The organism is Flavivirga algicola, assembly GCF_012910715.1.
GTDB classification, from domain to species: Bacteria; Bacteroidota; Bacteroidia; order Flavobacteriales; family Flavobacteriaceae; genus Flavivirga; species Flavivirga algicola.
Window position 1 is genome coordinate 314,901 of the sequence record NZ_JABBHF010000002.1, and the last position, 23,647, is coordinate 338,547.

16 protein-coding genes are annotated in these 23,647 nt (G+C 34.4%); 10 read left to right on the forward strand and 6 right to left on the reverse strand.

Features of this window, described 5'->3' with window-relative positions:
- Nucleotides 1-23 precede the first annotated feature (23 nt).
- The 6 genes from HHX25_RS04320 to HHX25_RS04345 all read left to right on the forward strand — a co-directional run bounded on the left by HHX25_RS04320 (nt 24) and on the right by HHX25_RS04345 (nt 6,427).
- The gene (locus HHX25_RS04320) at nt 24-1,217 is read left to right on the forward strand and encodes an acetyl-CoA C-acyltransferase (RefSeq protein WP_169670526.1); all 1,194 of its coding nucleotides are present in this window, start codon (nt 24-26) and stop codon (nt 1,215-1,217) included.
- Nucleotides 1,218-1,240: 23 nt separating this feature from the next.
- Nucleotides 1,241-3,052, forward strand: coding sequence for an acyl-CoA dehydrogenase family protein (locus tag HHX25_RS04325; protein ID WP_169670528.1), 1,812 nt, complete (start codon nt 1,241-1,243; stop codon nt 3,050-3,052).
- A 249-nt stretch (nt 3,053-3,301) separates the two neighbouring features.
- Nucleotides 3,302-4,948: a M1 family metallopeptidase gene (locus HHX25_RS04330; protein WP_169670530.1), complete on the forward strand. Its 1,647-nt coding sequence runs from the start codon at nt 3,302-3,304 to the stop codon at nt 4,946-4,948.
- A gap of 3 nt (nt 4,949-4,951) precedes the next feature.
- On the forward strand, nt 4,952-5,524 hold the full coding sequence (locus HHX25_RS04335; RefSeq protein ID WP_169670532.1) for a YdeI/OmpD-associated family protein: 573 nt from the start codon (nt 4,952-4,954) through the stop codon (nt 5,522-5,524).
- Nucleotides 5,525-5,564: 40 nt separating this feature from the next.
- Complete coding sequence (locus HHX25_RS04340) at nt 5,565-5,840, forward strand: hypothetical protein (protein WP_169670534.1); 276 nt, start codon at nt 5,565-5,567, stop codon at nt 5,838-5,840.
- A 17-nt stretch (nt 5,841-5,857) separates the two neighbouring features.
- On the forward strand, nt 5,858-6,427 hold the full coding sequence (locus HHX25_RS04345) for a hypothetical protein (protein ID WP_394352855.1): 570 nt from the start codon (nt 5,858-5,860) through the stop codon (nt 6,425-6,427).
- Nucleotides 6,428-6,602: 175 nt separating this feature from the next.
- Here the strand turns inward: HHX25_RS04345 and HHX25_RS04350 are convergent, their stop codons facing one another.
- The 5 genes from HHX25_RS04350 to HHX25_RS04370 all read right to left on the reverse strand — a co-directional run bounded on the left by HHX25_RS04350 (nt 6,603) and on the right by HHX25_RS04370 (nt 14,786).
- Nucleotides 6,603-9,593 carry a T9SS type A sorting domain-containing protein gene (locus HHX25_RS04350; protein ID WP_169670538.1) on the reverse strand — a complete coding sequence of 997 codons (2,991 nt, stop codon included), beginning with the start codon at nt 9,591-9,593 and terminating at the stop codon, nt 6,603-6,605.
- A gap of 250 nt (nt 9,594-9,843) precedes the next feature.
- Entirely contained in the window at nt 9,844-11,238 is a 1,395-nt protein-coding gene (locus HHX25_RS04355; protein WP_169670540.1) for a glycosyl hydrolase family 8, read from the reverse strand.
- Nucleotides 11,239-11,307: 69 nt separating this feature from the next.
- Nucleotides 11,308-12,774 (reverse strand): sigma 54-interacting transcriptional regulator, encoded by a 1,467-nt coding sequence (locus HHX25_RS04360; protein WP_169670543.1) that lies wholly within the window; start codon nt 12,772-12,774, stop codon nt 11,308-11,310.
- Between the two features lie 215 nt (nt 12,775-12,989).
- A complete protein-coding gene (locus HHX25_RS04365; protein WP_169670545.1) occupies nt 12,990-13,349 on the reverse strand; it encodes an endonuclease domain-containing protein in 360 nt (119 codons plus the stop codon).
- Nucleotides 13,350-13,655: 306 nt separating this feature from the next.
- Nucleotides 13,656-14,786: a vWA domain-containing protein gene (locus HHX25_RS04370; RefSeq protein WP_169670547.1), complete on the reverse strand. Its 1,131-nt coding sequence runs from the start codon at nt 14,784-14,786 to the stop codon at nt 13,656-13,658.
- 104 nt (nt 14,787-14,890) lie between these two features.
- On the opposite strand from HHX25_RS04370, the gene HHX25_RS04375 reads away from it, so the two are divergent.
- On the forward strand, nt 14,891-18,139 hold the full coding sequence (locus HHX25_RS04375; protein WP_169670549.1) for a WD40/YVTN/BNR-like repeat-containing protein: 3,249 nt from the start codon (nt 14,891-14,893) through the stop codon (nt 18,137-18,139).
- Nucleotides 18,140-18,141: 2 nt separating this feature from the next.
- Entirely contained in the window at nt 18,142-20,085 is a 1,944-nt protein-coding gene (locus HHX25_RS04380) for a S9 family peptidase (protein ID WP_169670551.1), read from the forward strand.
- A 135-nt stretch (nt 20,086-20,220) separates the two neighbouring features.
- Here HHX25_RS04380 and HHX25_RS04385 read toward each other — a convergent pair whose 3' ends face one another.
- Nucleotides 20,221-20,898 carry a Crp/Fnr family transcriptional regulator gene (locus HHX25_RS04385; RefSeq protein WP_169670553.1) on the reverse strand — a complete coding sequence of 226 codons (678 nt, stop codon included), beginning with the start codon at nt 20,896-20,898 and terminating at the stop codon, nt 20,221-20,223.
- A gap of 106 nt (nt 20,899-21,004) precedes the next feature.
- Here HHX25_RS04385 and HHX25_RS04390 point away from each other — a divergent pair, with 106 nt between their 5' ends.
- Together HHX25_RS04390 and ccoS are read left to right on the forward strand one after the other, a co-directional pair.
- Nucleotides 21,005-23,380 carry a heavy metal translocating P-type ATPase gene (locus tag HHX25_RS04390; RefSeq protein WP_169670926.1) on the forward strand — a complete coding sequence of 792 codons (2,376 nt, stop codon included), beginning with the start codon at nt 21,005-21,007 and terminating at the stop codon, nt 23,378-23,380.
- A gap of 74 nt (nt 23,381-23,454) precedes the next feature.
- A complete protein-coding gene (gene ccoS / locus HHX25_RS04395) occupies nt 23,455-23,640 on the forward strand; it encodes a cbb3-type cytochrome oxidase assembly protein CcoS (protein WP_135876947.1) in 186 nt (61 codons plus the stop codon).
- The last annotated feature ends 7 nt before the right edge of the window (nt 23,641-23,647 follow it).

The window sequence follows — 23,647 nt, forward strand, 5'->3', positions numbered from 1 at the left end:
AATACTAAAATCTTAATACAAATATGCACAGACAGGCTTACATAGTAAAAGCATATAGAACAGCTGTAGGTAAAGCACCTAAAGGTGTATTTCGCTTTAAAAGAACTGATGAATTGGCTGCAGAAACCATTCAATTCATGATGAAAGAATTACCACAATTAGACAAAACCCGCATTGACGATGTGATTGTTGGGAATGCCATGCCTGAAGGATCCCAGGGTTTAAATATGGCTCGTCTTATCTCTTTAATGGGGTTAGATAGTGTCGATGTGCCAGGAGTCACTGTAAATCGTTTTTGTTCATCTGGTATAGAAACCATAGGTATCGCAACGGCAAAAATACAATCTGGAATGGCAGATTGCATTATTGCTGGAGGTGCAGAAAGCATGAGTGCCGTACCCATGACAGGATTTAAGCCTGAACTAAATTATGATATTGTAAAGGCAGGTCACGAAGATTATTATTGGGGCATGGGAAATACTGCCGAAGCTGTTGCAAATCAATTTAAAGTATCTCGTGAAGATCAAGATGAATTTGCCTACCATTCACATATGAAAGCTTTAAAAGCACAAGCCGAAAATCGTTTTCAAGATCAAATTGTACCTATAGAAGTAGAGCAAACTTATATTGACTCTAATGGTAAAAAAGCTAATAAATCATACACAGTAACAAAAGATGAAGGTCCGCGTACTGGTACAAGCTTAGAAGCGCTTGCCAAACTAAGACCTGTTTTTGCACAAGGTGGTAGCGTCACCGCAGGGAACTCTTCTCAAATGAGTGATGGAGCAGCCTTTGTAATGGTAATGAGTGAAGAGATGGTTAAAGAATTAAATCTGGAACCCATTGCACGCTTAGTAAACTATGCAGCGGCAGGCGTTGAACCCCGAATTATGGGAATAGGTCCCGTAAAAGCCATTCCAAAAGCATTAAAACAAGCTGGTTTACAACAATCAGATTTAGAGCTCATTGAATTAAACGAAGCATTCGCTTCACAATCTTTAGCTGTAATTAGAGAACTAAACCTCAATCCTGACATTGTAAACGTGAACGGAGGAGCCATTGCCCTCGGACATCCTCTTGGGTGTACAGGAGCTAAACTATCTGTACAACTATTTGATGAAATGCGCAAACGCAATATGAAAGGAAAATATGGCGCCGTTACTATGTGTGTTGGAACTGGGCAGGGAGCTTGTGGTATTTTCGAATTTTTAAATTAAAAACAACCCAAATAATAATTAAAATGGAAGCATCAGAAAAAGATATTTTACGTGGCGGACAATTCTTAGTTAAAGAAACCAATTGTGAAGACATATTCACACCCGAAGATTTCAATGAGGATCAGTTGATGATGAAAGAAGCTGTAACTGAATTTGTAGATAGAGAAATTTGGGTAAAAAAAGCACAATTTGAAAAAAAGGACTATGCCTTAACAGAATCCTGTATGCAAAAAGCTGGTGAACTCGGATTTTTGAGTGTTTCTGTACCAGCAGAATACGGTGGTATGGGTATGGGCTTTGTAGATACCATGTTGGTTTGCGACTATATATCTGGCGCCACTGGTTCTTTCAGTACAGCTTTTGGCGCCCACACAGGAATAGGAACCATGCCTATTACATTATATGGAACCGAAGAACAAAAACAAAAATATGTCCCAAAATTAGCTTCTGGTGAGTGGTTCGGTGCTTATTGCTTAACAGAGCCTAGTGCTGGTAGTGATGCCAATTCTGGAAAGACCAAAGCAGTACTTTCTAATGATGGAAAAAGTTATAGCATTACTGGACAGAAAATGTGGATTTCTAATGCTGGATTTTGTAGTTTAATGATTGTTTTTGCCCGCATTGAAGACGATAAGAATATTACAGGTTTTATTGTGGAATACGATCCAGAAAACCCTAATGGTATTACCATGGGGGAAGAAGAACACAAACTAGGTATTCGTGCATCGTCAACAAGACAAGTATTCTTTAATGATACTGTTGTCCCTATTGAAAATATGTTATCTACAAGAGGAAACGGCTTTAAAATAGCCATGAATGCGTTAAATGTAGGTAGAATTAAATTGGCAGCTGCATGTTTAGATGCTCAAAGACGTACTATTACAGAATCTGTTAAATATGCTAATGAACGCGTTCAATTTAAAACACCTATTTCCAGCTTTGGTGCTATTCGTCAGAAGATAGCAGAAATGGCAACCAACTGTTGGGTTGGAGAAGCAGCTAGCTATAGAGCTGCAAAAAACATTGAAGACCGTATTGAACTTAGAAAGCATAATGGAAAAGATACGCACCAAGAAGCTGAACTAAAAGGTGTCGAGGAATATGCTATCGAATGTTCTATTTTAAAAGTAGCCGTTTCAGAATTTACGCAAAGATGCACCGATGAAGGTATTCAAATATTTGGGGGCATGGGCTTCTCAGAAGAGACACCTATTGAATCTGCTTGGAGAGATGCACGTATAGCAAGGATTTATGAAGGCACTAATGAAATAAATAGAATGCTTTCCATAGGCATGCTTATCAAAAAAGCTATGAAAGGTCATGTAGATGTACTAACACCTGCCATGGCTGTTAAAGATGAATTAGTAGGCATTCCTTCTTTTGACGTACCTGATTATTCTGAATTATTTTCTGAAGAAAAAAATATTATAAAGAACCTTAAAAAACTTTTCTTAATGGTAGCTGGAGCTGCTTTACAGAAATACGGTGAAAAAATTGAAGAGCAACAACAATTAATGTTGGCTGCATCAGATATATTAATTCAGATCTATTTGGCCGAATCTGCCATTCTTCGCGCAGAAAAAATAGCCCAAAAAGAAGGTGAAGATCAAACAAAAGAACAAATAGCCATGGCAAAGTTAAACTTATTTCATGCCATTGATGTTATCGAAACAGCTGGTAAACACTCCATCATTTCATTCTCTTCAGGCGATGAGCAACGTATGATGCTTATGGGATTAAAACGTTACATCAAATATGTTAATATGCCAAACATCATTGAATTAAGACATATTATTGCCGAAAAAGTGATTAAAGAAAATAAATACTGTTTTTAGTATAAATGAAATAATTTGTGACTAACTCAATTCTAAAAACGCTCCGGATGTATTTTCGTGGCGTTTTTATTTTTTATAGAGCTTTCAACACACATAATAATTAGGCAAATATCACAACTTTTATGTTGGGTATTGCCTTTTGAAAAAACCTAGTGTTTTTGAATAATATTTTTAGAAGTATAATGACTTAGCCAAAAATTAACAAATCCTTAAGAACCTTTTTAATTAATTTTGAACAAAGTTGAAATAATGATCTACCGCTTATATCTATTACTCTTTTTCTCAATAATTCAGTGTGCCTTTGTAAACGCCCAAGAAATACTTTCAGAGAAAAATAATTTTACTAGGCAAGATACTTTAAGAGGTTCTATAACGCCAGAACGTTCTTGGTGGGATTTAAACTATTATCATCTAGACATTAAAGTAGATCCAGATAAAAAATTCATTTCGGGAAAAAATACGATTCAATATACCGTTTTAAAAGATTATTCGGTGATGCAAATTGATCTACAGCCCCCACTACACCTTACCAAAGCTGTTCAAAATGGTAGAGAATTAAAAATAAAGCATGATGGTAATGCCCATTTTATAAACCTTCTTGAAAAGCAAAAAACAGGAACCACAAATACAATTGAAGTTTATTATGAAGGGCTCCCTAAAGAAGCCGTAAGAGCACCTTGGGATGGTGGTATTTCATGGAAAAAGGATAAAAACGGAAACCACTTCATAGCCTCCTCTTGCCAGGGTTTAGGTGCTAGTGTATGGTGGCCTTGTAAAGATCATATGTATGACGAGGTAGACAGCATGCTTATTAGCGTCAATGTGCCTAAAGGTTTAATGAATATTTCCAATGGTAGGTTAAGACGTGTAGAGCAATATACAGATTCAAAAACGTACAGTTGGTTTGTTAAAAACCCTATAAATAATTACGGAGTCAATATCAATATTGGCGATTATGTTAATTTTTCTGAGGTTTATAATGGACAAGGTGGGCGACTGGATCTGGATTATTATGTTTTAAAAGATAATTTAGACAAAGCCAAAGAACATTTTAAAGATGTTCCCAAAATGATGAAAGCTTTCGAGCATTGGTTTGGTCAGTACCCTTTTTATGCAGATAGTTTTAAACTTGTTGAAGTCCCCTATTTGGGTATGGAACACCAAAGCTGTGTGACCTACGGTAACCAGTATAAAAAAGGGTATTTAGGAAGTGACTTATCTGGTACAGGATGGGGTTTAAAATTCGATTTTATCATTATACATGAATCTGGTCACGAATGGTTTGCTAATAATATTACCAACAAAGACATGGCAGATATGTGGATACATGAAAGTTTTACAACCTATTCTGAAAATCTATTTTTAGATTACTACTATGGTAAAGAAGCTGCGGCCGATTATGTGATTGGTACTCGAAGAAGTATTCTAAACGACCGACCTTTAATAGGGTATTATAATGTTAATAACGGAGGGTCTAGTGATATGTATTTTAAAGGCGCTAACATGTTACATACGCTTAGGCAACTTATTGAGGACGATGAAAAATGGCGAAAAATTTTACGTGGATTAAATAAGGACTTTTTTCACCAAACAGTTACAACCCAACAAATTGAAAGTTATTTAAGTAAAAAAACGGGTATCGATCTTACCGAGTTTTTTAATCAATATCTTAGAACAACTAAAATCCCAACACTTGAATATTCTATCGAAAATAATGAATTGAAATATCGTTGGACCAATATCGTTGATAAATTTGATATGCCTGTTCAAGTTCGTATTAATGGATATGACCAATGGCTCTTTCCAAAATCTGACTGGAAAACAATGGCTACGGAATTAAAAATCATGTCTTTTGAAGTAGATCGTGATTTTTATATCGAAACAAACAAACTATAAACAGTGGAGATTACTGAATTATATTTTAAGACGGATACAGAATGGCGTGACTGGTTAGATAAAAACCATAATGTTTCCAATGGCATTTATCTTATTCTTTATAAAATAGAAACTAAAAAACCTTCCATGCGATGGGAAGAAGCAGTAAAAGTAGCACTTTGTTACGGTTGGATAGATTCTACTGTAAAAAGCTTGGGTAATGGTAAACGTCGACAGCGATTCTCTCCAAGAAACCCTAAAAGTGTATGGAGTGCCCTAAACAAGAGACACATAAAAGAACTAACGGACAATAATTTAATGCACGAAAGCGGTTTTAAAATTATTGAAATTGGAAAACAAAATGGGAGCTGGAATGCCTTAGATGATGTGGAAAAAGGTATTGTGCCCGAAGCGCTGCAATTGGCTTTTGATAAAAACCCTATCGCCTTTAATAATTTCAATAATTTTGCTCCTTCATACAGGAAAGGTTATTTATATTGGTTTAATCAGGCTAAAAGAGAAGCGACTAAACAAAAGCGCATTGCTGAAATCATCAAACTTTGTGAAGCTAATGTGAAAGATAGAGGGAATTGGTAGTTACCAAACCTCACTAATAAAATTCATATAGTATAAATAAATGGAGTATTATTTTTTAATAAGTTACGGAAATAGAAACCAATATATAAGTGTAAAAAATCTCTTTTTCTCAGATAAGGTAGACAACAAAAGGGTACATCAATATGATGGTAGGTATAGATATGAAAAAAATGTTATATACGAAAAAAGTAATTTCGATGTCTTATTAACAGATCTTTATTCTGACAAAGAGCATAAAGCACATTGGAATAATATGTTTGCCGCTGCGCAATTGGCAGAACACCCCGAAGAACAGAAAAATGGGGAGATGTATTAGGCTGTACTGGAAAATTAATTGCTAATAAAAAGGTTAAAGATATATTCATGAATTTTTGTGACTTACCGTCAACCGAATACATACCTATAGGCCTCAGAGATGAGACTATAAAATTACCCATGAGCTATTTTTTAATAAACCCCTTATTAGAAATCGATGTTTTAAATTACCAGGCTTCTTTGTTTACTTTCTTTTTTGATGAATCTCAAAGTGGTACAAAAGAGGTCATCCTCGATTCTAACAAACTAAAAAATGCGCCTAATGTATTTAGGATCAAACACGAATACTTCTATATTGTTATTAGTCAAGTTGTTGTCGATGAATTAAAAAAGCACAATATTTCTAATTTAGAGATTAAAAAAATACCTCAGCTCCCAAAAGAAAACACTATTGACGATGAACAATATAAATTAAATACAGCTCTTTTCTCTGCTTCAGAGCATAACGAATTTGAATTGGCGATATCAATGGTTAAAAGAGGTGCTAATATTAATTACACCAGTCCTAAAGGAACATCTACTTTGCAAATATTGCAAGAAAAAGGACAAACACAGATAATTGATCTTTTCAATAAGTTGAAGCCTTGAAAATGTAAATTTGACCCTCATGCAATTTTAGGATTTAATAAAACACTCCTATAGTTATATACAGTAATACATTGATCCAAAAAATTGTAACTATACTGAAAAGGGCTCAACTAATAAGCTAAGCCCTCAATAATTTTATTTACACACTTTAAGAGATAAGTGGCCTATAACAATTTTATTCCTTTATAATTTTTAAAACTTTTGGTTTTTTACTTCCAGTTTTTATAGATGCAAAGTAGATACCTGCTGGCTTTCCATTTATATCTAATTGCGCCTTACCATTATTAACGGGATATACTTTCGATGAAACTAATTGTGAAAACATATTATACACCTCTATTGTTACATTTTTAAGAGGCATAGATAGCGTTATAACAAAATCTCCTTTCGTGGGGTTTGGTGATACTGAAACTATACCATCCATTGTTTTAGTGAATACCCCTTCACAATCGACACTTGTTTTTACTTTTATAACATCACCATATTTGGCATTTACAGAAAAAGAACGAGATGATGTTTGCAAAACTATTTCGTTATTTACAAGCACTTCAAAAGGTAATGTTCCTTCTGCAATTTCAATAGCTACTTCCTTTGAATTTGTACTTGCTTTCCCTGTTACCGAGGTACCTGACTCTATGTCTAAACCATAACATTGAGTAGCGCTATTAACTGTATTGGTAATACATAATTCGTAAGAGCCTGGAACCAGATCTTCTATAGTCCATTCGTTAGTAAAATTAATATCAGCACCTCCATCAAGGTTTGCAATATAGGTACCACTATCTTTTGCTTGAATTTTTATTTGCCCGTTAGCTTTATCTACACAGGTTTCTCCTATGGCTTTTACTGTATAGCTATCATCTCCAACAGCAGTATTAAGACAATAAATCGTTTCATATACGACCTTACCAGAGTTAAAATAGGTCAATTGATTAACAGTAGCATCATCATAAGGCTCTTGAAAAACCAACCTATCTGCAAAATAATCTTTCACAGCCTTTCTGTAAACATTTTTATCAGGAACATCACATCTATAGTCATCTTTGTACAAGCCAATCTGATCAAATGGGATATTTGGATAACCTGCTGGTTGTGTTCCATTATAACTAAAATTCAAAGCATTTGGATTTGTAAATATTCCTAGATCAATGTCTGTACTATTCGCTGTATTGGGAATTCCTGTTGGGCTGTCAAAATTATCATTATTATCATAGAAATAATTATCACTAAAATCACAGCCATAAGGAAGCATCTTCTTATTTGCAAAATAATCGTTCATCAATTGAGCGAAACGTGGATAACGATTTTCCCAAAATGGACTTATACGGTCAATCCAGTTATCTGCGGTTAATCCAGTTTGCCAACCATTAATTCCAACAACTTTTAATGCCCTACCAATATAATTTTTTTTGTTTGTGCTTTCAGGATCGTTAACAAGGAAATCCATGCAGTCGTTATATACGTTTGCATATATTGGGTCGTCAACCAATCGGTTTGAATTTTTAATCCCATGATCACTGCCCATAACTATATTTCGGTGAATCTTATGCTGTCCCCCAGATCCCATTTTTATACCATTTTGACCTCCTCTAAAAAATACATTTTCATGTGTAAGATCACCCGCATCCCAGTCATCAAAATGAATGCCCGCTCTACCTAAAGGGTCTCCAGGAAACGTCATCATATGGTGATAAAAATTGTGCCTAAACGTATTATTAAAAGTAAACAATCCATTACCTCCATACATAGAACCTCCATCTCCTTCTTCTACCCCTGTATTAAAAACTTCGTTTTTTTCAATCACATGATCTAAGCCGTAAAAAGTGAAGGGTTGCCCATTTGTATTATGGATTAAATTGTTTCTAAACGTATTTGCAACACCTTTAATAGCACAAGCCTTACCATAAAAATCTTTTCTATCAATCACTGTATAATGGCAATTCTCCATAACATTATTTCCAGCTTCCGCAGAATTATTATCATAACCACCTCCATAGAATCTTACACCATCTGAATCAATAAAATCACAACTCTGTATTATACTATTTGACGTTTCGGGCCAAAAGTTAATTGAAGTCATATTGGAAACATTTCTAAATACAATACCAGCTATTTTTATATGAGAGCAACTATTTCTAACATTGATGGCTCCATCTCCACCTGTTTGCCTTGTTCCTAAATTTTGTATCTGAAGTTTCTCAATTGTAATATCACTTGCACTATCAATATAGATAAACTCTGTGCCCGTCCAAAGTGAAATTTCTGAATTTTCCGAGATAGGTGAAGTTGGATATACATATAACTTATTATCTATTTCATCAAAAAACCATTCGCCTGGTGTGTCAAGTTCATAGAGAATATTGGTAAAATAAACCTTTTTAAGTCGATTTACTTCTCTAGTCTCAATCCCGTAAGCTGTACCATTAACTAGCCGTATATAATCTCCATTAGATTTTACTGTAGCTACTAACGCAGTTTCATTTAACCAAAGTGCAGATGTATAGCCTTTCATTTGCAACTTTTTATTTCTTATAATTTCCTTTTCCCAGGCATCAATATCATATGTGTGGCTTCGAAGTTTAAAAACAGGACCTTTGGGGTCTTCATATGTCCCTGTTGTATTTACAGACTCGTTTCCATTTATGACCTGCTCTTTTCTAAAAACAGCGAATCCTTCATTAGGAAACCTTGCAATATTTAAAGCTTTACCATTAAATGAAATCAAAGAATTTGGGTTTTTAAGCAACTCTATTAATTCCGTATCTGTAATCTGAGCTGAATATAATTTATCAACAACACTACTCTTAATACGACCCGATAAATCGTCCTCAACCAAAGAAAAATTATTTGGATTAATATTTGTCCCTCCATCAAAAATAACTTTATCATTTTGATACCCACTAATTTTTAAACCTGAATGCTGTGAGGTCAGATTTATTCTTTGATCAAAAGTATAGGTACCTTCTTTGATCCAAATTGTTTTTGCCCCAGTTGATACAGACTTCTCAACAGCAGCTGAAAGTGTTGCTAATGGGTTATTAATTGATCCATCATTATTATCACTACCGTTTGTAGCAATATATAATTCAGTTTGCGAATTAATATGGAAACTAAAAATTAGTGTGAAAAATGCAATAAGTAATTGTACTTTTTTTATTTTTTTCATTATTTAATATTGTAGGTTATAGCCCATTACAATAAAAACATAGCTTTGTTTTTCATATATATTAGCTATTTTATTCTATTAATTGTATGGCCTTATTTTAATTAGGTACTAAATTACTTTATTCATAGATACCTCAGTCAAGCATATAATTCATTTTAGGTGTATAAATTGTTCTTTAAACAAAAAAGTGAAGTGGTATTCATTAAAAATGCTAAGTTTTAAATAGTTTTATTCTTAATTGCTGAACAAACTATAATTTAACAATCTTATAACTTTCCTCATCGATATTTAAGAGATAAATACCGCTATTTAAATGACGAATATCTAATCTTATTTCGGAAGCATTAACGGGTATACTCAATAGCTTAGCTCCATCAATTGAATATAAAGCAATCGTTTTGGGTCTTGAAGATTTAAAATCTACAAATAAGTAATCTGAAGTTGGATTAGGATATATTTCAAAAGAGAAATCATTCAATTCGGTTATAGATAAAACAGGCGCTTCTAACGGATTATACATGTTGCCTGAAAGTGCGAACATATAAATAGCCCTTAATGTAGCTCCGAAATAAGCACTGGTCGATTGATTTTTTAATTCAGCATAACCATTATTTACAAAACTTTGGGTACTTGAAGACATGCCTGCCGTAGCATAAGCCCCTGTAAATGTTGGGTCCTTATAAGTTGTATTGATTGCTACACCTGTCTGATTATAGCCTGGATAAATCTGATCAAAACCGCCTTTATCCGTTACAAAGTTATTACATAAAACAGAATATTCTAATGCTTTCGAATGGCCATGCCAAACATAATCTATAGCTATTCGCCAGGGGGTTCTGGCTGCATCATAATAATACGATTTCCCTTCATTATAAGCCCAGGATACTATAGTTGAATAATCCCCATCTGCTTCACACCAATCTGACACCAAATTATAAACAGCGCTTTGTTTAGACAAATTAGCATCAATAATATTGTAGCATTTATTGGCAACGGCATTCCAAAATGTGACATCGTTCGTATACTCACCAAGTACCCTAAAATAACCTGTTGTAAAGTACGATGGATTTGTATTAACACTTCCCCCCCAAGCATCGCCTGGTTTTAAGACATTTGTATTAGCCTCAACTTCATGATTTTTTATAGCTGCTATTAATGCTTTTGCATCATTTTGATAATTTATAGCACCAGCATTTCCCCAACGCTTTTCTGCCACCATTAGAGCTATAGCAGCATCTAATTCGGCATCGGTAGCTCCATTTTGACCAATAACGCTCGAACAACCATCTATTTTCCAGTTCATAAGACCGTTCGCATTAGAAAAATCTTGGTAATAAAGCCATAAACCATCAAAGAGTTGTTTATCATTTGCATAAGCAGACAACAACATACCGTAAGCCACACCTTCGGAAACTGTTTCAGTGGGCGTGTCAAACTTTATTCTATATCTCCCATTTGTACATGGTGTTGCAAAAGCATTTCGCCATGCCACATAGACATCATATAAATCGTTGGCTTGAATGTTTGTTGGCTGTATGCCATAATCATAATCCCTATTCAAAAAACTCACTTGAGATATTTGAGCATTAGAAAGGTTAATCAATAAAAACAATAGGGAAACGGTTGTAAGATAACGTTTATTCATAAGTAGGTATTTATATTTTCATATATATACGCTACTAAATCGTAAAACAGATCTTACAAAAAAGTTAAATTAAATCCCGTTTATAAAACTCCCGTACGGATCTTTAAATTGAATCCCTTCAGTAAATCGTTGCTTGCTTAATTGTTTGAACTCTACTAAAGCCCAAAGCACAAATTCTTTTACAAAATAACTATCTGGTTTAGACAAATTAGGTTGATACTCACCTAACAGATCATCTAAAGGCGTAATAGAATCCAGTAAACTTCTATATTCTTTATCACGCAAATCATCTAATAGTTCAAAACCATCTTTTTGATTAAAAAACCAGGATATAATAGCATCATAAGGCGTTTCATCCTCTTGCTTCTTTAGCTTTTCGAGCTTTGGAAAAAATTCACCAAACAAACTTTTAACAGCTTCGCCTATTAAATTATAAGCAACTACAGCTGCTCCCTCCTGCTCTCCTTCATAAACCAGTTCTACCTTACCTGTAATAGATGGAATAATACCGACAAAATCACTTAAACGCAGCATGGTAATTTTATCACCAGAGATTAAAGCCCTACGCTCGGCAGTACTCAACAAATTTTCCAAGGCGGTAATACTCAGTCTCGCACTTACCCCACTTTTGGCATCAATGAAGTCATTTTCACGAGCTTCAAATACAACCTGTTCTAATAAATCTCTGGCTAAATCTGGAACCAAAACAGTTTGTTTCTGCCCTTCAACCAACTTGGCTTCCTGTTCTGTTATTAATCGAGCCGTTTCAATATCTATAGGGTAATGTGTTAAGATTTGAGAACCAATCCTATCCTTTAAAGGTGTTACAATACTACCTCTATTGGTATAATCTTCGGGGTTAGCTGTGAATACAAACTGAATATCCAAAGGCAATCGCAGTTTAAACCCTCTAATTTGAATATCACCCTCTTGTAAAATATTGAATAAGGCTACTTGAATTCTAGCTTGTAGATCGGGTAACTCATTAATAACAAAAATACAACGATTGGCTCTTGGTATCATACCATAATGAATCACTCGGTCATCAGCATAACTCAATTTTAAATTAGCTGCTTTTATAGGATCGACATCTCCAATAATATCTGCCACCGTAACATCGGGAGTTGCTAGTTTTTCTGCAAAGCGTTCACTCCTATGCAACCAGGAAATAGGCGTATTATCCCCTTTTTCTTTTATTAGCTCTACTGCAAATCTTGAAATGGGTTGTAATGGATCGTCATTTATTTCAGAACCTTCTACATAAGGGATATTGTCATCTAATAAATTCAACATTAATCGCGCCAAGCGGGTTTTTGCTTGTCCTCGCAAACCTAAAAGATTAATATTATGGCGAGATAAAATAGCGCGTTCTAACTCAGGAATCACAGTATTTTCATAACCATGTACGCCTTCAAAAGTTGTTTCTTTATTTTTTATTTTCTGAATGAGGTTTTCCCTCAATTCATCTTTAATAGATTTTGATTGATAACCTGACTTTTTTAAGTCGCCTAGTGTTTTTATTGTATCTATATTCATATATTTTTATTCTCTGTACTTGATTCTTTTTACTTATCTCTGTGCTTTTTTAACCCTCCGAATTTTCTTTTTGAAAATCCACCTCCCTTAAAAATAAGGGAGGAACAAGTTCTATTTATATTTCTAAAAACTTTTTTCCACGCTTTTTCTTATTCACCCTTACAGCTTAATTATTACTGCTCTCCTCTTAAATTTAATCGGAAGAAAGAGGTGTTTTATTTAAAATTTTCTTTTATCTCCATAAAAACAGATGCTAAATTTTCGAACACCATTTTGTTTTCAAATCTAATTACTGTGTATCCCAACTCTGTTAAAACTTTTGTTCTCTCTCTATCTTTCTCTTGAGCGATTTCGTTATTATGAACTTCTCCATCTAATTCAATTATCAATTTTTCTTTAAAGCAATAAAAGTCTACAATATAATTTTTAATACTATGCTGTCTTGTAAAACGTCTTCCCTCAAATTGCTTTGCTTTTAAATGCTTCCATAAAAAGGCTTCCGCTGGTGTCAAAGATTGTCTTAATTCTGCTCGTTTTTCTTTTAAATGTTTTAATGAATGAATTTGTTGTTCCATTATGATATTTTTAACCCTCCGAATTCCGATTATCATCGGAATCCACCTCCCTTAAAACAAGGGAGGAGCTAGTTCAATTTGTATTTTCGACCAATCTTAATACGCCTTTTATTATTCAGCTCTATAGCTTAATTATTACTGCTCTCCTCTTAAATTTGAGAGGAGAATGAATTCCAGTTTTATAAAAACTGGGAGGAAGAGGTGTTTTTATTTATTAATCTTTAAATATACTACCCCCCCGAATTCCAATTATCATCGGAATCCGCCTCCCTTAAAACAAGGGAGGAGCAAGTACTATTAATGTTTTTAACTTCCTCTAATACGTTTCTTTCTATTCGTTTCGTAATCTTCAAAAATCATTTCACCCAAGCCTTTCAATCCAGTATAAAATGCTTTTCCTTGATTAGCATAGGTAAACTCTCTTACAAACTGCATCAAATAACTATCCTGGGCAATCATAAATGTTGTAATTGGAATATGCAAACGTCTTGCTTGTTGCGCCATCGCATAGCATTTATTTACAATATGCTTATCTAACCCATTACTATTTTTATAATACTGACCATCTGGCAAACGCAAACAACTCGGTTTTCCATCAGTAATCATAAAAATTTGTTTATTAGTATTTCTTTTTCTTCGGAGTAAATCCATCGCTAATTGCAAACCAGCAACCGTGTTGGTGTGATATGGCCCTACTTTTAAATAAGGTAAATCTTTTATCTCAATCTGCCAAGCATCATTTCCAAATACTAAAATATCTAAAGTGTCTTTTGGATAACGCGTTGTAATCAATTCGGCCAATGCCATGGCTACCCGTTTAGCTGGCGTTATTCGGTCTTCTTCATAGAGAATCATACTATGGCTAATATCAATCATTAAAACCGTGCTCATTTGTGATTTATGAAGTGTTTCCTCAACAACTAAATCTTCTTCAGATAGGTTAAAGTCTCCAATCCCATGATTGATCTGAGCATTTTTTAAACTTTCGGTCATCGATACTTTATCTAAAGCATCTCCAAATTGATAATTTCTAAAATCGCCTGTATGTTCATCACCTATACCAATACTTTTACTTTTATGATTCCCCTGTCCGCTACGTTTAATCTTTCCGAAAATATGATCTAAAGCTTGCTGACGAATAGCACGTTCGGTTTTCGCAGTAATCGCCATACTTCCATGACCATCGGGATCAATGGTTTCTCTAATATATCCCTTCTTTTTTAAATCCTCGATAAAATCATCAATCGTATAATCGTCAGTAGTCAGTTTATATTCCTTATCCAATTCCCGTAACCAATCAATAGCTTCATCAAAATCGCCCGAAGTGTGGGTGATGAGTTCTTTAAAAACTTCAAAAATCCTATCAAAAGGAGATTGATAAGGCGTTTCATATTTTTTAAATACAAATCCTTTTCTTATGGGTTTATCATATTTCATAGCTGTATAAAAATACTATATTTTTCTAAAATATGATATTAACATCTCATTAAGATTCTCACGATAACTTTTTCTTACCTTTATTCAAACTAATCAAATTTTAAATGAAACAAACGCTTTGCCTTTTGATACTATTTGTATCAATATCTACATCATCCCAAGAATTTTCAATAGACTTATTAAAAAACATGCAGCCGCGAAATATTGGCCCTGGAGGCATGTCTGGCCGTGTTACAGCCATCGATGTTGTCCATACAAATCCAGACATCATGTATGTAGGCACCGCTTCTGGTGGCTTGTGGAAATCTACTTCTGGAGGTATTAAATGGCAACCTATTTTCGACAAAGAGGTTACAGCTTCTATTGGTGCGGTCGCTATTCAACAATCAAACCCTAGTGTTATTTGGACAGGGACAGGAGAAGGAAACCCTAGAAATAGCTTAAATGGCGGTTATGGCATCTACAAATCGTTAGATGGTGGCAAAAACTGGACATTGATGGGTTTAGAAAAAACGCGTCACATACACCGTATTGTTATCGACCCAACAAACCCCAATACCATCTATGTTGCCGCTATTGGTTCTCCTTGGGGTATTCATCCAGAACGAGGCGTTTATAAAACAACGGATGGCGGTAAAACATGGGATAAAATATTATTTATTAATAACAAAACGGGAGCAGCCGATTTGGTTATGGACCCAACAAATCCAAATAAACTCATTGCAGCCATGTGGGAACATAAACGCGATCCCTGGTTTTTTAATTCTGGAGGTGAAGGCTCAGGATTGCATATCACTCATGACGGTGGTCAAACATGGAAAAAACTAAGTGATGAAGACGGCTTACCTAAAGGAAACCTAGGGCGTATAGGGATTGCCATTGCTGCAAACAAACCCAATACCATTTATGCCCTTGTAGAAGCTAAAAAAAATGCACTATACAAGAGTGAAGATGGTGGTTTTAAATGGAAAAAAATAAATGATAAAAGTGGTATTGGCAACCGCCCCTTCTACTATTCTGAAATTTATGTAGATCCACAAAATGAAAATCGTCTTTATACCATATATACTTATGTGAATGTTAGTCAAGATGGCGGAAAGAGCTTTTCCCAGCTCATGCCTGCATACGGATCTAATAATGGCATCCATCCTGATCACCATGCTTGGTGGATACATCCAAATAATGGTAATTTTATGATAGATGGTAATGACGGCGGATTAAACATTACTAAAGATGGTGGTAAAACTTGGCGGTTTATAGGTAACTTGCCTGTAGCACAGTTTTATCATATAAATGTGGATAATGATATTCCTTATAATGTTTATGGAGGTATGCAAGACAATGGCTCCTGGAAAGGTCCTGCCTATGTTTGGCGGTCTCAAGGTATTAGGAATTCATACTGGCAAGAAATAAGTTTTGGTGATGGTTTTGATGTGGTTCCAGATAGAGAAGACTCTCGATTTGGTTGGTCCATGAGTCAACAAGGTTTTGTAAGCAGATACGATTCTGAAACTGGGAATAATTACACAGTAAGACCAACACATCCCGATCCTAATGTAAAACTCAGGTTTAATTGGAACTCAGCTATCCATATCGATCCTTTTAATTCCAACACGATCTATTTTGGAAGTCAATTTGTTCATAAATCTACAGACAAGGGCTTAACTTGGGAAGTTATCTCTAAAGACTTAACAACAAACGATCCTGAAAAACAAAAACAAAGTGAAAGTGGCGGACTAACCTTGGATGCCACTGGCGCAGAAAATCACTGTACTATTTTAGTTATTGAGCCTTCTCCCTTAGAAAAAGACATGCTTTGGATTGGTACAGATGATGGTCGTGTACATATCACTCAAAATGGCGGACAAACTTACGTTGATGTCACAAAAAACATTAAAGACCTACCTGCTGGTAGCTGGATTCCTCAAATAAAAGCATCTAACAAAAACAAAGGAGAAGCACTTTTAATAGCCAATGATTATAGACGTTTTAATTATACGCCTTATGCTTACAGAACTAAAAACTATGGAAAAACATGGCAACGTATCGTTAATGACAAGGATGTAAAAAGTTATACGTTATCAATAGTGGAAGATCTTAAAAACCCTAATTTATTATTTTTAGGAACAGATGACGGTTTATACATCTCATTAAACGCGGGAAAGAAATGGGTTAAATGGACCCAAGGATTCCCTACGGTTCCAGTAAAGGACTTAGTTATTCATCCTCGCGAACATGATTTAGTTATAGGAACTTTTGGTCGTGCAGCATGGGTTTTAGACGATATTCGTCCATTACGGGCTATGGCTAAAAACCAGCAAGTACTCAATCAGAAACTAGAGTTGTTTCAACCCCCTATTGCTTATCTAGCTGCCTATCAACAGCCAACTGGTACCCGCTTTGGAGGTGATGCAACATACCATGGAAAAAACAGAAGGTCTGGCGCACAAATATCCTACTATGTAACCATCGATAAGAAAGAGTCGTCCAATAAAGAGAAAGAAGAAGCGGATGATGAAAAGGAGGATAAGCCTCTGAAATACGTTTCAGATTTGCCTAGTACAGGAGTTCAGGACGATGACAAAAATGTAGTCAAATGGGATTCGTTAACTATGAAAATTTATGATGGAGACCGTTTAATAAGAACCTTGAAGCGAAAAGCCCCTAAGGAAACTGGCATACATAAATGGACTTGGTATTTAAATGAAAAAGGTCCCAATAGAGCTTCAAGAAAGATTAGCAAAAATAAAAATGAGCCTGGAGGCGTTAAAGTTAAACCTGGCGCTTATAAAATAGTATTAAGTTTTGGGGATCAAATCTCGGAAACAATGATTACCGTTAAAAATGACCCGCGCTTAAATAAATCAGATCGTGCCATCAATGAGGTATACAATGCTTCAAAGGATATTGAAAATATGATACAGACTATGGCTGATGCTGTAAAACAATTAGTTGAAAGCAAACAAATTGCTAAAAAGTATCAATCTGATTTAAAGAAATTGGATAAGGAGTTATATAAAGATCAAATAAAGGCTTCAAAGGATATTATCAAGGATGTTAATACTATTATTGACTTGTTTTTAGGAAAAGAAGATAAGAGGCAAGGTATCACTCGTAACCCAGAGGTCACTATTAGTCAACGAATTAATTCAGCAAATAGCTATGTTAAATCTAGACAAAACGGGTTAACGACAACAGAAACCATCCTAATAAAACATGCCAAAGAAGCTTTAAAAAGTGGACTTGAAAAAACAAATGTGTTTTTTGATAAAGATTGGAAGACCTACAAAAATTTAGTAGAAAGTATAAAATTATCCCCATTCAAAGATGTAAAATCATTTAAAACCAATTAGATATGAATAAACTGGTAACCTTAGTCCTTCTAATTTTGTTTTTCTCTTGTAAAAAGGAGAAACAAACCAAAGAAGTCACTCTTAACCTAAAAGAGTACACGATAGAACAGTTCATGGATAATGACGCTGTATGGGGAGGAAGTTTTTCTCCAGACAAATCAAAATTATTAGTCTCTAGTAATCGATCCGGGATTTATAATATGTATACCGTTCCCACAACGGGTGGTGAGTTTACACCAATAACGGCTTCTGATTCTTCATCAATTTTTGGTATTTCTTATTTTCCAAATGATGAGCGCATGCTGTACAGAGCTGACAATAATGGGAATGAAATCTATCATTTATATATGCGAGACATTGATAGCACTATAACAGAGCTAACCCCAGATGAAGGGGCTAGGTCCTCTTTTTATGGTTGGTCCCATGACGGGAAAAGTTTTTTTTATGGCTCTAATAAACGAGACAAACGCTATATGGATGTTTATGAAATGCCCCTTGAGAGTATGGCTTCCGAACTCATTTATCAAAATAATGAAGGTTATAATTTTAATGCTATTTCCAGTGACAAGAGCCTCTTTGCTTTAAGTAAAACAATCAACACGAATGATAGCGATATTTTTATTTATAATAGAGCTAACAAATCACTTACAAAAATAAACGACAATCAAAGTGGTAATTCTGTTCAGGACTTTTCTTTAAACAACGAAACGCTTTATTATACAACAGATGATGGCGCTGAGTTTTCATATGTTATGAAATATCATATTGCTACAGGCGAAAAAGAAAAAGTTTTAGAAAGACCTTGGGATATAAACGGCATTTATTTTACTCACAATGAGAAGTATATGGTAAGTTTCATAAATGAGGATGCCAAAAACACTATAGAAATACGAGATATCGCATCAGGTAAAAATTTAAAAGTTCCAGATTTTCAAAACGGCAGTATAACCAGTGTGGGGATTTCAAGAGATGAAACCATGATGCGCATGTATGTTGGCGGTTCTAACAGCCCTTCAAACTTATACACGTATAATCTTGTCAACAAAGAACAGCATCAACTCACCAATGTTCTTAATAAAGAGATAGACATCAATCATTTAGTTACTGCTAAAGTCATTCGATATAAATCTTTTGATAGTTTAGAAATTCCTGCCATTTACTATTTACCACATCAGGCATCTACCGAAAATAAAGTGCCTGCACTTGTCTTAGTACATGGTGGACCAGGCGGGCAAAGTAGACAAAATTTTAATTCTCTAACACAATATCTTGTAAACCATGGCTATGCCGTACTGGCTGTAAATAATCGTGGAAGCAGTGGTTATGGTAAAACTTTTTATCAAATGGACGACCTTAATCATGGTGAAAAAGATTTACAAGATTGTGTCGAAGGCAAAAATTGGCTAGCCACACAACCAGAAATCGATGCTAATAAAATTGGTATTATGGGTGGATCTTATGGTGGGTACATGACCATGGCCGCATTAACTTATACACCAGAAGAGTTTGCTGTAGGCGTTAACCTATTTGGAGTTACAAACTGGATTCGTACGCTTAAAAGTATTCCGCCATGGTGGGAATCTTTTAAAGATGCTCTCTATAAAGAGCTGGGAAATCCGCATACGACAGATTCCTTAAGACTGCATAGAATATCTCCTTTATTTCATACCGATAAAGTAACCAAACCTTTAATTGTTTTACAGGGTGCTACAGACCCTAGGGTTTTACAGGTAGAATCTGATGAAATCGTTGCTGGAGTTCGTAAAAATGGAGTTCCCGTAGAATATGTTTTATTCGAAGATGAAGGACATGGTTTTATTAAGAAAGAAAATCAAATTGAAGCATATAGTAGCATTCTTAAGTTTTTAGACAAGTATCTTAAAAAAGAAAATGCTCCTGTAGGTGAAATTCCAGTAAAAGAAATAGAAGCAGAAACAACGAATTAAATAAAAGAAGTCTCAAAAAGTAAATGTCAGATTGAGCGTAGTTGAAATCTTTTTAAAAAAGCCCCCTTTTAATTCTCGACTGTGCTCGAACTGACAAAAATTATATTTTTCAGTCTCTCTTTTACTTTATTATAACTATTCAATGCGTTTCAGCCCTTCAATGTTTTCAATCTTTATTTGTTTTCCAATAGTAGAAATGAGTCCTTCCTTCTTAAATTGAGATAGTACTCTTATAGCAGATTCCGTAGCAGTTCCCACTATATTTGCAAAATCTTCACGAGATAACAAAACACTAAGCGTACCATCTGGATTAACCCCAAAACTATTATGTATATGTATCAAAGTTTCAGCCAGACGTTGCCTTACAGATTTTTGAGCCATATTCACTATAATATCATCAGCTTCTTTTAAATCGTGTGCCATATCTTTTAACACATCATATGAAAACTTCGGGTTCTTTTGCAAATCAGCAATAATTTCACTTTTAGGAATAAAGCAAACTTCCATATCATTCAAAGCTGTTGCCTGTAAATTGGAATTCTCATCACTTACCAGAGAGCGCTGCCCTAATAATTGGCCTTTTACAACCATTTTAACTATTTGATCTTTCCCGTTTTCACTCAATTTGGAAAGCTTACAAATACCATCTTTAACACAATATACGCCATTTACTGCTTCTCCTTCTTCAAAAATGACAGTTCCCTTTTTTATAGTGTAAGAAGTTTTACAATTAGAAATACGTACTAACTCATCCTTAGTCAAGGATTTAAGCGAGTTAAACTGTTTGATAATGCACTGTTCACATTTACCCATAACAAATAATTGAAGTTCTGTAAAAATAAATAAAACATGACAATTATCATATTATAAAGTGAAATCATTTATGACTTTTGTTTCAGGTATAAATGAGCAAATAATAATGGGCAACAACACATGTTTTCATTGTGGGTTAGATGCTACTTCTTCTACAATTATATTTGATGATAAATCATTTTGTTGTAATGGTTGTAAAACTGTTTATGAAATTTTTTCGGCAAACGATTTAACTTGCTACTATGACTTGCAGTATGCTCCAGGGGCAACTCCCAAGGACATAGCGGGCAAATACAACTTTTTAGACAATGCTAAAATTGTTGAGCAATTATTAGAATTCAACAGTGATAACACTCAAATAGTTACGTTATACATTCCGCATATACATTGTAGTTCTTGTATCTGGATTTTAGAGAATTTAAACAAGCTAAACCCTGCGATAAGTACATCGATAGTCAATTTTGGGAAAAAAAATGTTCGGATTACTTTTAATAATAAGTCATTTACCTTAAAAAACCTAGTAGCATTATTAAGTAGCATTGGCTACGAACCTTTTATAAGTTTAGACGATTATAGTGTAGGTAAAAAACATGTAGATCGCTCCTTAATATACAAGTTAGGAATTGCTGGTTTTGCTTTTGGAAATGTTATGTTTCTATCGTTTCCAGAATATTTTCAAGTAGGTGGTTTTTGGATAGAAAAATACAAACATCTATTTAGATGGCTCATGTTTTTCTTTTCGCTCCCTGTTGTTTTTTATTCTACCCAAGATTATTTCATTTCTGCCTTTAAAGGGCTTCGATCTAAGATTCTAAATATTGATGTTCCTATTGCCTTAGGTGTTTTAGTTTTGTTTATTAGAAGTACTACCGAAATTATTTTTGATGTAGGTTCGGGCTTTTTTGATAGCTTGACTGGTCTCATCTTCTTTTTATTATTAGGAAAGTTTTTTCAGCAAAAAACATATACATTTTTATCTTTTGAACGCGATTATAAATCGTATTTTCCTATTGGAATCACAAAAATAACAGCAGAAGGCACAGAAGAATCCATACAGGTATATGACATTAAAAAAGGGGATCGTTTACTTATTAGAAACGAAGAACTTATTCCTGTTGATTGTATCCTAATAAAAGGAACCGCTCGTATCGATTATAGTTTTGTAACTGGCGAATCCAAAATGGTATCGAAACAATCTGGCGACAAACTATTTGCGGGTGGTAAACAGCTGGATGGTAGCATTGAAGTTGATGTATTAAAATCGGTAGAACAAAGCTACCTAACTCAACTTTGGAGCAACGATGTGTTTAAAAAGGACAAAGCGCTTTCTTTTACGAATATCACCAATAGCATTAGTAAACGTTTTACGATTGCCATTTTACTAATTGCATTAACAGCTACCTCTTTTTGGTTATTAACAGATTCCGGTAAAGCATTAAATGTTTTTACTTCGGTTTTAATTATTGCCTGTCCCTGCGCCATTGCTCTATCTGCACCCTTCACCTTTGGAAATATCCTACGGATACTAGGAAAGAAAAAATTCTATTTAAAAAATGCCAGTGTTATTGAGCAATTATCAAAAATAAACACAATTATTTTTGATAAAACTGGTACTATAACTGCCAATAAAGAGACATCCATAAGTTATGAAGGCATCGATCTTTCATTTGATGAAGAAACCTTATTAAAAAGCACATTGCGAGGATCTAACCACCCACTAAGCAGGTCATTGTATAGCATCCTAAATAAACACGATATTCTTACCCTAGATACCTATGAAGAATTTTTAGGAAAAGGAATAGAAGCAAAATATAAAGAGCATAATATCAAAATAGGATCTGCACCTTTCGTTGGCCATACAAGTGATACAACAACACTAAATACCACGGTTCACGTTAGCACCAATAATAAATACAAAGGCAGATTTACATTTTATAATGCCTATAGAAAGGGTATTTCTCAGCTTTTTAATGCACTTAAAAAAGAATACGATCTGGTCATTCTTTCAGGAGATAATGCAGGAGAAAAAGATAACTTAACAAAACTACTACCAACAAAAACAAAATTACTTTTCAATCAAAAGCCAGAAGACAAACTAGAATACATTAAATACCATCAAAACGAAGGTGCTAACGTACTCATGATTGGGGATGGATTAAATGATGCTGGAGCATTGGCGCAAAGCAATGTAGGTATTGCTATTTCAGAAAACGTGAATGTCTTTTCCCCAGCTTGTGATGCTATTTTAGATGCCTCAAAATTCAAACAGTTATATAATTATATTAAAATATCTAAATCCGCTATAAAAATTATCAAATGGAGTTTTGTACTCTCTTTTATATATAACATTATCGGACTTTATTTTGCCGTGACTGGACAGTTAGCGCCAGTTGTAGCCGCAATATTGATGCCACTTAGTTCCATTAGTATTGTGGCCTTTACAACCATAGCAACAAACATAATAGGAAGAAAACTAAATTAAAAAATAGAACATGACAAAAGTCATTTTTTAACAATGGGTATGACAGTAATTTTGAACCGTAACTTCAAGTAGGTATGAGTGTTATTTATATTTTATTAGCTATAAGCATTATTGTAGCTGTTGGCTTCTTCATAGCCTTTATTGTGGCTGTAAAAAAGGGACAGTATGACGATAGTTATACGCCTTCAGTAAGAATGTTATTTGAAGATGAACTCGTTAAAGACAATTCCAATAAAACAATACTAACCAAAAAAGATTAAACTATAA

Bases quoted from the DNA above. Each gene is read 5' to 3' on its own strand.
- HHX25_RS04320 (WP_169670526.1), top strand. From the start codon at position 24: ATGCACAGACAGGCTTACATAGTAAAAGCATATAGAACAGCTGTAGGT.
- HHX25_RS04325 (WP_169670528.1), top strand. From the start codon at position 1,241: ATGGAAGCATCAGAAAAAGATATTTTACGTGGCGGACAATTCTTAGTT.
- HHX25_RS04330 (WP_169670530.1), top strand. From the start codon at position 3,302: ATGATCTACCGCTTATATCTATTACTCTTTTTCTCAATAATTCAGTGT.
- HHX25_RS04340 (WP_169670534.1), top strand. From the start codon at position 5,565: ATGGAGTATTATTTTTTAATAAGTTACGGAAATAGAAACCAATATATA.
- HHX25_RS04350 (WP_169670538.1), bottom strand. From the start codon at position 9,593: ATGAAAAAAATAAAAAAAGTACAATTACTTATTGCATTTTTCACACTA.
- HHX25_RS04355 (WP_169670540.1), bottom strand. From the start codon at position 11,238: ATGAATAAACGTTATCTTACAACCGTTTCCCTATTGTTTTTATTGATT.
- HHX25_RS04360 (WP_169670543.1), bottom strand. From the start codon at position 12,774: ATGAATATAGATACAATAAAAACACTAGGCGACTTAAAAAAGTCAGGT.
- HHX25_RS04365 (WP_169670545.1), bottom strand. From the start codon at position 13,349: ATGGAACAACAAATTCATTCATTAAAACATTTAAAAGAAAAACGAGCA.
- HHX25_RS04370 (WP_169670547.1), bottom strand. From the start codon at position 14,786: ATGAAATATGATAAACCCATAAGAAAAGGATTTGTATTTAAAAAATAT.
- HHX25_RS04375 (WP_169670549.1), top strand. From the start codon at position 14,891: ATGAAACAAACGCTTTGCCTTTTGATACTATTTGTATCAATATCTACA.
- HHX25_RS04380 (WP_169670551.1), top strand. From the start codon at position 18,142: ATGAATAAACTGGTAACCTTAGTCCTTCTAATTTTGTTTTTCTCTTGT.
- HHX25_RS04385 (WP_169670553.1), bottom strand. From the start codon at position 20,898: ATGGGTAAATGTGAACAGTGCATTATCAAACAGTTTAACTCGCTTAAA.
- HHX25_RS04390 (WP_169670926.1), top strand. From the start codon at position 21,005: ATGGGCAACAACACATGTTTTCATTGTGGGTTAGATGCTACTTCTTCT.
- ccoS (WP_135876947.1), top strand. From the start codon at position 23,455: ATGAGTGTTATTTATATTTTATTAGCTATAAGCATTATTGTAGCTGTT.